6 protein-coding genes are annotated in these 8,601 nt (G+C 68.9%); 3 read left to right on the top strand and 3 right to left on the bottom strand.

What is annotated here, in order from left to right; genetic code table 11:
- On the bottom strand, positions 1 to 2,857 hold a 2,857-nt coding region (locus VLK61_RS14905), incomplete at its 3' end, for a beta strand repeat-containing protein (RefSeq protein WP_414636815.1).
- Positions 2,858 to 3,219: 362 nt separating this feature from the next.
- On the opposite strand from VLK61_RS14905, the gene VLK61_RS14900 reads away from it, so the two are divergent.
- Together VLK61_RS14900 and VLK61_RS14895 are read left to right on the top strand one after the other, a co-directional pair.
- Positions 3,220 to 4,005, top strand: a complete 786-nt coding sequence (locus tag VLK61_RS14900) for a DNA-binding response regulator (RefSeq protein WP_325422397.1) — start codon at positions 3,220 to 3,222, stop codon at positions 4,003 to 4,005.
- Positions 4,002 to 6,386, top strand: coding sequence for a sensor histidine kinase (locus tag VLK61_RS14895; protein ID WP_325422396.1), 2,385 nt, complete (start codon positions 4,002 to 4,004; stop codon positions 6,384 to 6,386). Before VLK61_RS14900 ends, VLK61_RS14895 begins: the two co-directional genes overlap by 4 nt.
- A gap of 72 nt (positions 6,387 to 6,458) precedes the next feature.
- Here VLK61_RS14895 and VLK61_RS14890 read toward each other — a convergent pair whose 3' ends face one another.
- Complete coding sequence (locus VLK61_RS14890; RefSeq protein WP_325422395.1) at positions 6,459 to 6,896, bottom strand: glycine zipper 2TM domain-containing protein; 438 nt, start codon at positions 6,894 to 6,896, stop codon at positions 6,459 to 6,461.
- A 126-nt stretch (positions 6,897 to 7,022) separates the two neighbouring features.
- Complete coding sequence (locus VLK61_RS14885; RefSeq protein ID WP_325422394.1) at positions 7,023 to 8,066, bottom strand: inositol monophosphatase family protein; 1,044 nt, start codon at positions 8,064 to 8,066, stop codon at positions 7,023 to 7,025.
- Positions 8,067 to 8,197: 131 nt separating this feature from the next.
- Between VLK61_RS14885 and VLK61_RS14880 the strand changes: the two genes are divergently transcribed.
- Positions 8,198 to 8,601, top strand: a 404-nt coding sequence (locus VLK61_RS14880) for an RNA methyltransferase (protein WP_325422398.1), incomplete at its 3' end; no start/stop codon positions are given.

The following is an 8,601-nucleotide window of genomic DNA, read 5'->3' as shown; positions in this document are numbered from 1 at the left end:
TACTGGAGGCCACCCCAAAGCTCAGCGTGCCGCCGGTCAGGTTGACGCTGCCGCTGCCGCTGCCGCCGCCGTTCATGTACAGCGTGCCCGCGTTCACCGCCAGCGTGCCGTTGTTGCTGAAGGCGGTGTTGATGGTGGTCGCGCCCGCACCGCTCTTGGTGTAGGTGCCGGCATTGGCGAAGCTGTTGCCCGTGCCGCTGCTGGTCAGGCTGACCGCGCCGGTGTTCTGGTCGGCGAAGCTGCCGTTGTTGGTGAGCACCGCGCCATTGCTGAAAGCGATGCTGCCATTCCCGGCCCAGCTGCTGGCCCCGGCCAGTATCAGGTTGCGCTGGTCCAGGGTCTTGGCCGCACCACTGCTGATCGCCAGCCCGCCGCCGAAGGTGCTGCTGCCAGAACTGCCATAGCCGCTCATCGTCCCACGCGTCCAGGTGGAGGCGTTGCTCACGCTCAGGGCACCGGCCCAGGTCAGGGCGCCTCCGGACAAGTTCAGGCTGCCGATGCTGGGGCCCCCCCCCAAGCTCAGCGCGCCGCCGGTCAGGTTGACGCTGCCGCTGCCGCTGACGACGCCGTTCATGTACAGACTGCCCGCATTCACCGCCAGCGTGCCGTTGTTGGTGAAGGCGGTGTTGATGAAGGTCGTGCCCGCGCCGCTCTTGGTGTAGGTGCCGGCATTGACGAAGCGGTTGCTCGTGCTGTTGCTGGTCAGGCTGACCGAGCCGGAGTTCTGGTCGGCGAAGCTGCCGTTGTTGGTGAGCACCGCGCCGTCGTAGAAGGCGATGTTGCCATTCCCGCTCCAGCTGCTGGCCCCGGCCAGGATCAGGCCGCGCTGGTCCAAGGCCTTGCCCGCACCGCTGATGGCCAGCCCGTTGCTGAAGGTGCTGCTGCCCGTGCCGCTCATCGTGCCACCTGTCCAGGTGGAGGCGTTGCTAACGGTCAGGGCACCGGCCCCGGTCAGCGTGCCTCCGCTCAAGTTCAGGCTGCCGATGCTGGAGGCCGCCGCAAAGCTCAGCGTCGCGCCGCTCGCCACGCTGGCGCTGCCGCTGCCGCTGCCGACGCCGTTGAAGATCAGCGCACCCGCATTCACCGCCAGCGTGCCGCTGTTGGCGAAGGCGGTGTTGATGGTGGTCGTGCCCGCGCCGCTCTTGGTGTAGCTGCCGGCGTTGACGAAGCTGCCGACCGTGCCGTAGATGCCCAGGATGGCCGCGCCAGTGTTCTGGTCGGCGAAGCTGCCGCTGTTGGTGAGCACCACGCCGTTGCTGAAGGCGATGTTCCCATTCCCACTCCAACTGCTGGTCCCGGCCAGCAGGCTGGACTGGCTCAGGCTCTTGACCGCAGTACCACTGATCGCCAGCCCGCCGCTGAAGGTGCTGCTGCCCGAGCCGTACATGACCCCACCCGTCCAGGTGGAGGCACTGCTCACAATCAGGCCGGCGTTGTTGTTCAGGGTGCCGCCGTTCAAGTTCAGCCTGCCGAGGCTGGAGGCGGACCCAACGGACCCAAGGCTCAGCGTCGCTCCGCTCGCCACGCTGGCGCTGCCACTGCCGCTGATGCCGCGGATCAGGGACAGCGTGCCCGCGTTCACCGCCAACGTGCCGCTGTTGCTGAAGGTCGCGCTGACGTTCGTGTTGCCCGCGCCGCTCTTGGTATAGGTGCCGGCATTGATGAAGGCCGACCCGGAGTAGCCTTCCAGGCTGACCACGCCGGCGGTCTGGTCGTTGAAGCTGCCGTTGTTGGTGAGCACGGCGCCGTGGTTGAGAACGATGCCGCCATTGCCGCTCCAACTGCTGGCCCCGGCCAGGGTCGCGCTGCGCTGGTCAATGGTCTTGGTCGCACTGCCGCTGATCGCCAAGCCATCGTTGAAGACGGTGCCGCCGGTGCCGGTCAGGGCGCCCGCCACCCAGGTGGAGGCTTTGCCGGCGGTCAAGGTGCCGGCCCCGGTCAGCGTGCCGCTGGTCAGATCGAAGTTGCCGCTGCTGGAGTTGGCCCCCAGGTTCAGCGTGGCGCCGTTCGCCACACTCACACCGCCATTGCTATTGCCATTGCCTTCGCTCAGGTCCACGAACTGGACACCGCGGGACAGTACCAACGTGCCCGCATTCACGGCCAGGCTGCCACCGTTGAAGAAGGCGGTGCCTATCGTGCTGGTGCCCGAGCCGGTCTTGAGGTAGAGGCCGTTGTTGTTGATCGCGTCGGCGGTGTGAAGGCTGCTCAGCGATGCGTTGCCCGTGTTGGCGTCGTTGAAGGTGCCCGCGTTGTATAGCGTGGACTGGTTGAATGTGATTTGGGCGTTGTCGTACCAGGCGCTGAGGCCGGCCAAGCTCATGCTGCTCGAAAGCAACTGGTGGCCGGAAGCGCCATTGAAGGTCAAGCCGCCGTTGAAGACCGCGTGGACGGTGGTGTTGTTTACGCCGCCTATGGTCCCGCCCGACCAATAAGAGTCCATGTTCGCGGTCACGAACGCGGAGTTGGTGGCGGCGGTCAGGGTTCCTCCGTTCACGTAGAGGCGGCCGATGCTGGAGGCCGTCGCAATGTTCAGCGAGCCGCCAATCCTGAGGGCGCCGGTGCCGCTGAAGCTGAGAACGGACGCCGACCCATACAGGTCGACGTCGTAATTGCCCAGCCGGGCGTTGTCGGCCGGGCCTGGCAGGACGTTGCCACCCCAGTTGGTGGGCGTGTCCCACCGGGTGTCGTGCCCGTAGAAGGTGATGTCGGCCGGCAGGGCGGGTGTGCTGCCAAGCGCCAATGCGGCCGCCAGGGCCAGGGGGCTGAGGCGGCGCGCGCTGGGCGCCAGCAGGACGGCGCTCGCCGCCAAGGCCAGTCGCAGGGTTCTTGCGGCTCCGAGTGGTTTGCAATTCATGGGTATGTCCTGCCTGTCGGCGATTGGTAAAAACATGCGTTCGAGCGACCTGTCGCCTCACCGCTCGATTCGGCGCAACTTGTCGACAGCTGCAGGGCATGCCAGGTGACGTGGAACGTGTCGAACGTGATGCGGACGGTGGGCGCTCATCGCTCTCCCCGAGCAGGTTCCGACTCTCCCGCGGCTGAGACCCCAGCACCTTTGCCAAACTGCAGAAAAGTTGTGCCAATCCGCAGGCACACCCGATCTGGGGGGCCTCACGCTCAGCAGCGCTGCGATGCTGATCGGCATGCGGGGCTTCATCGGTACGACAACGCATCGGTCCGCCGGGGTCAGACCATTGCCGACGACAATGCCCGCCGATGAGCGCCGCCCTCCCTGCCTCGAACGACGCCCCGCCGGGCGCTGCGCGTCTGCTGCTGATCGACGACGCGCCGGAGCAGTTGCGTCAGCTCTCCAGCCTGCTGGCAAGCCAGTACCGGCTGCTGCATGCCACCAACGGGATGACCGGCTTCCAGCGCGCCCAGGCGCAGCGGCCGGACCTGATCCTGCTGGACCTGGTGATGCCGGGCCTGGACGGCCATGCGGTGTGCCGCTTGTTGAAGAGCGATGCGGCGACGCGGGCGATTCCGGTGATCTTCCTGTCCTCGCGGGCGGCGCCTGAGCAGCGGCTCGAGGGCCTGCGCCTGGGCGCGGTCGACTACATCGGCAAGCCGTTTCTGGCGGAGGAGGTGCGGGCCCGCATCTACGTCCATCTGCCGCGCAGCGCGGCGCCGGCCGAGCCGCGGGCCGGGAACGACGACGGGAACCCCGAGCTGGCCCTCGTGCACGCCGCCGCGCAGCTCCTCGGCGAACAGTTGGCGGCGCTGCCCTCGGTCGGCCAGCTGGCCGAGCAACTCGGCCTGACCGAGCGGCGCCTGTCCACGCTGTTCCGCAAGCACCTGGGGCTGACGGTGTCGGGCTTCATCAGTGAGGAGCGCATCCGCGTTGGCTGCCAGCTGCTGGGGTCCACGCAGATGAGCGTGCAGGACATCGCGCTGGAAGTGGGTTTCGCCAACCCGGCCAACTTCTCCACTGCCTTCCGCGAACGCCTGGGGCTGACACCGCAGGCCTGGCGCCAGCATCAGCGCGACGGCGCCGCATCTTGATCCGGCACTGGTTGTACCGCTTCGTCTGTGTTGCGCTTGGTCTCGCGGCCTGGGCACCGCTGCAGGCGCAGCCACTTCCACCGCTGAAACCGGCCTGGCAGCTGCTGGAAGACCCCGGCGGCCGCATGACGCTGGAAGAGGCGCAGGCGCGCGCTGACGAGTTCCGGCCCTCCCAACGGACCGGCCCGCTGCGCACGCCGGGCTACACGCCCACGGCCCTGTGGGCGCGGCTGGACCTGCCTGCTGCCGAGCAGCCGGAGACGCTGTGGCTGGTGATGACGCTCGCCAGGATCGAGCATGCGCAGCTGTGGGTCGAGACGCGCGACGGGCGTTGGCAGCATGCCGAAGCCGGCCTGCTGGTTCCGCATGCGTTATGGCCGCTGGACACCCCCAGCGTGAGCTTCGCGCTGCGCCCGGAGCCGGGCCGGCCGCTGCGGCTGATGTTGCGCGAATCCGGCCGCACGCTCACCTCCTTCGACGCACTGCTGTGCCGGCCACAGGACTGCTTCGCCAACGACCGGTTCACCGTGCTGGCCGTCACCGTGCTGGCCGGCAACCAGATGCTGGCCGCTGCCGGCTATCTGCTGCTGTTCTGCATCTGGCGCCAAGCCGCCTTCGTGCTGATGGCGGGCTCGGTGGCGGCCTATGGGCTCTATGAGCTGAGCCTGCATGGCCTGGCCTTCCAATACCTCTGGCCCGCAGCCACCGGCTGGGCGCCTCGCAGTCTGGTGCTGCTGATGGGCGCGGCGCAGCTGCTGAATTCGCTGGCCGTGGCGGCCATCCTGCCGCTGCGGCGCGCTGCGGGCGCGTTGCGCTGGGCGCTGATCGCGGTCTGGCTCGCGATGACCGCTGCCCTGCTTGCCGCCCTCTGGGGCGACTACCGGGCGGCGGCCCCGCTCGTCAACGCCATGACGGGGCTGTGCGGCCTGTTGACGCTGGTGCTGGCCGGCTGGGCCTGCTGGCGGCGCCTGCCGATGGCCGGCTGGGCCGCGCTGGTGATGGGCGCCGCGGTGGCCGGGGCGCTGCCGCGCTACGCCTATGTGCTGGGCTGGCTGGAGCTCGGGCCCGTGCTCTGGCTGACCACGCCGACGGTGCTGCTGCTCTCGCACCTGATCCTGCTGGTGGCGCTGGTGCAGCGCGTGGTCAGGCTGCGCCAGTCCGAGCTGATCGCACAGGCGCAGTTGCTGGACGAGCGCGCCGCCCGCGGCCGGGAGCTGGAGCAGCAGGTGGAGGAGCGCACGGGACAGCTGCGCGTGGCCCTGCACGACGCCGGCCTGCTGCACCAGCAGCGCAGCCGCCTGCTGGCCTACATCGGTCACGACCTGCGTGCGCCGCTGGCCGCGACGGTGAGCTATCTGCGCCTGCTGGGTGGGCGCGGCCGGCGCGACCAGCAGCTGCGTGCCAGCGTGGAGCAGGGCGTGGCCTATCAGCTGGCGCTGATCGACGAGCTGGTCGAGTTCTCGCGCGGCGAGCTGCACGAGCTGGACCTGGTGCCGGCGCCGCTCTACATCCACGGCCTGCTGCACGAGTTGGCCGAGCAGGGTGCGCTGCTGGCGCGCAGCCGCCACAACACTTTCCAGGCCCACATTGCGGCGGAGTTGCCGGCGGTGCTGGTGGCCGATGCCAAGCGCCTGCGCCAGCTGTTGCTGAACCTGCTGTCCAACGCGGCCAAGTTCACGGTCAACGGCCAGATCGAGTTGCGTGTGACGCCCGGCGCGGAGCCGGACGGGTGGCGCTTCGAGGTGGCCGACAACGGCCGGGGCATCGCGCCCGAAGACCAGGCGCATCTGTTCGAGCCCTTTTGGCGCGCGCCACCTCGGGCGGATGAAGAGAGCCCGCCGGGATCCGGCCTGGGCCTGACCGTGGCGCAGCACATCACCCAGGCGATGGGCGCACGCCTGGAGCTGCACAGCGCCATCGGCCAGGGCAGCCGCTTTGCCTTCGAGCTGCAGCTGCCCGCGGGCCGTGCCGAGGAGGTCTTGCTGCCCGGTGATGGGGCGGGCCCGCTCGATGACCGGCCTGCCGAGCCGGGCGGCGAGCGGCCGGAAGAGGGCCCGCTCGCGCTGCTGATCGATGCGCCGTTGAACCATGCCGACCGGGTGGCGGAATTGCTGTTCGCCGCCAACTTCGAAGTAGCACGGCTTGAAACCCGGTCTGAACTGCGGGATGCCCAGTTGCTGCTGTTGGACCCCGCCCTGCTGGATGCAGCGGACCTGCTGCGCCTCAGGCAGTGGCGCGCCGGCGGGCCTGCGCGCCGCTGCATCGCCCTGATCGACCGGCCGCCAGCGTCGGGCACGGCAGGCCTGTTCGACGCCAATCTCTACAAGCCCGTCAGCGCTGCTGCGCTGCTGGCCGAACTGTCCGCTGTGTCGGCCCGATGAGCCGGCGGCATGAAAAGAGCGCCAGCGGGCGCTCTGCGTTTTCGATGGGGCGACTCCCGGGCAGCGGTGCCGTCAGCCGCGGTACATCTGCCCGCCTTCCACACGCACGCGGTCGCCGACTTGGAGATCGTCGATGCGCTGGAAGTCGAAGCTGCGGTAGGCGCCGCTGTCGAGGCGAACGCTGACGCGGTAGACGTCGTCGGCATTGCGCTTCTGGATCGCGTTGCCGATCATCGCGCCGCCGACTGCGCCACCCACGGTGGCAACGGCGCGCCCCGTGCCGCCGCCGACCTGGTTGCCCAGCACGCCGCCGATCACGGCGCCGAGCACGGCACCGGCGCCGGGGCCTCGGTGGGCGACGGGCACGACCTCGATGTTCTGCACGCTGCCATAGGCCGTGCTGTAGCTGGCACGCGGCTCAGGCTGCACGCTGGTGTTGGAGGCACATCCGCTCAGCGCGGCGACTGACGCAACCAGGACCGTCAAAGGCCAACGACGTAGTTTGTTCATGGAGAACTCCATCAGGTGAACATGAAGGAGTCCACGGTAGACCCGGCGTACGGCGCGCGCTGCCGGACCGCTGCTGGCTCAAGGGTCGGCCGCAGCAGGCTTGTGCTGTCGGCGTTTGCCTACGGGTCAGAACGGCGCGTCGCCCAGCTTGCGCCGCGGCCGGGGCGGCATGCGGTGTGCCCCCGGCGTCGACGCCGGGGCGGGTGCGGCGGGCACGGTGTCGAGCTTGCGCACGCGCACCGGCTTGCGCTCGCGGGCGGCGGGCTCGTCCGCCGGGGCCGCCGCAACGGCCAGCGCGGCGGCCACCACGTCCGAAGCGTTTTCGGCCGGCTCGGCGCCTTCAGCTGCCGCCTCGTCGCCCTTGATCACGCGGGTGTACGGTGCCAGCAGCTGCACCAGCTGGCCGTAGACCTTCGGGTTGCCGGCCACCAGTTCACGCTGGTACAGGTAGTCGGCTTCGCCGGTGAAATTGCCGACCAGGCCACCGGCCTCGGTGATGATCAGCGAGCCGGCGGCCATGTCCCAGGGGTTCAGGCCGGTCTCGAAGAAGCCGTCGTACCAGCCGGCGGCCACGTAGCACAGGTCCAGCGCGGCGGCACCCGGGCGGCGTACGCCGGCGCAGGCCTGCATCACGGTCTCGAACATCTTCACGTAGCGCTGGAAGCTGTCGCCGCGGCGGAACGGGAAACCAGTGCCGATCAATGAATCGGCCAGCCGCGTGCGCTTGCTGACGCGCAGCCGCTTGTCGTTGAGGAAAGCGCCGCGCCCGCGCGAGGCGAAGAACAGGTCGTTGCGCGTCGGGTCGAACACCACCGCTTGCTGCACCACGCCGCGGTAGGCCAGCGCGATCGACACGGCATAGACCGGGAAGCCATGCAGGAAGTTGGTGGTGCCGTCCAGCGGGTCGATGATCCAGACGAACTCGCTGTTCTTCGCGCCATGCGCGCGGCCCGATTCTTCGGCCAGGATGCCGTGGCCTGGATAGGCGCCCAACAGGATCTCGATGATCGCGGCCTCGGCCGCGGAGTCGACTTCACTGGCGAAGTCGTTGGGCCCCTTGTGCGTGACCTTCAGGATGTCCAGGTCCTGCGAGCCCCGGTTGATGATCGCCCCTGCCGCGCGAGCGGCCTTGATGGCGATGTTGAGCATGGGGTGCAGCGATTGCGACATGGGGTGTCCTGAACGACGACAAGGGGGCAGCGGAAGGAAAGAACGATGCGGTGACAATGGGCCACCGCGAAAACCCTCGATTTTAGCCGCCCGCGCCCCCAAGCCCCGTGAACAGCACACGCATCGTGCAAATGACCGACACCACACGCTTCGTGCTGATGAACACCAGCCACCCGGGCAACGTGGGCGCCGCCGCGCGGGCCATGAAGGTGATGGGCTTCCACGACCTGGTGCTGGTGCAGCCGCGCTTTGCCGACGTGCTGAGCCACGAGGACACGGTGGCGATGGCCAGCGGCGCGGCCGACATCCTGGTGCGAGCGCGCATCGTCGAGACCTTGCCCGAGGCGCTGGACGGCATCACCTACGCCTGCGCGACGGCGATGACGCCGCGAGACTTCGGCCCGCCGACCTTTGCGCCGCGTGAGCGCTTCGCCACATTGGCCGGCGAGGGCCACCAGGTGGCCTTCGTCTTCGGCAGCGAACGTTTCGGCATGGCCAATGACGATGTCTACCGCTGCCATGCCTGCCTGAGCAT

This window comes from Aquabacterium sp., assembly GCF_035476535.1.
In the GTDB taxonomy this organism is placed as follows: Bacteria; Pseudomonadota; Gammaproteobacteria; order Burkholderiales; family Burkholderiaceae_C; genus Pseudaquabacterium.
Note: the sequence above shows the minus strand (reverse complement) of the source record. Positions and strands in the feature narration are given on the sequence as shown.

Excerpts from the sequence above, each read along its gene's own strand:
- VLK61_RS14900 (WP_325422397.1), top strand. The coding sequence starts at position 3,220 with ATGAGCGCCGCCCTCCCTGCCTCGAACGACGCCCCGCCGGGCGCTGCG.
- VLK61_RS14890 (WP_325422395.1), bottom strand. The coding sequence starts at position 6,896 with ATGAACAAACTACGTCGTTGGCCTTTGACGGTCCTGGTTGCGTCAGTC.
- VLK61_RS14885 (WP_325422394.1), bottom strand. The coding sequence starts at position 8,066 with ATGTCGCAATCGCTGCACCCCATGCTCAACATCGCCATCAAGGCCGCT.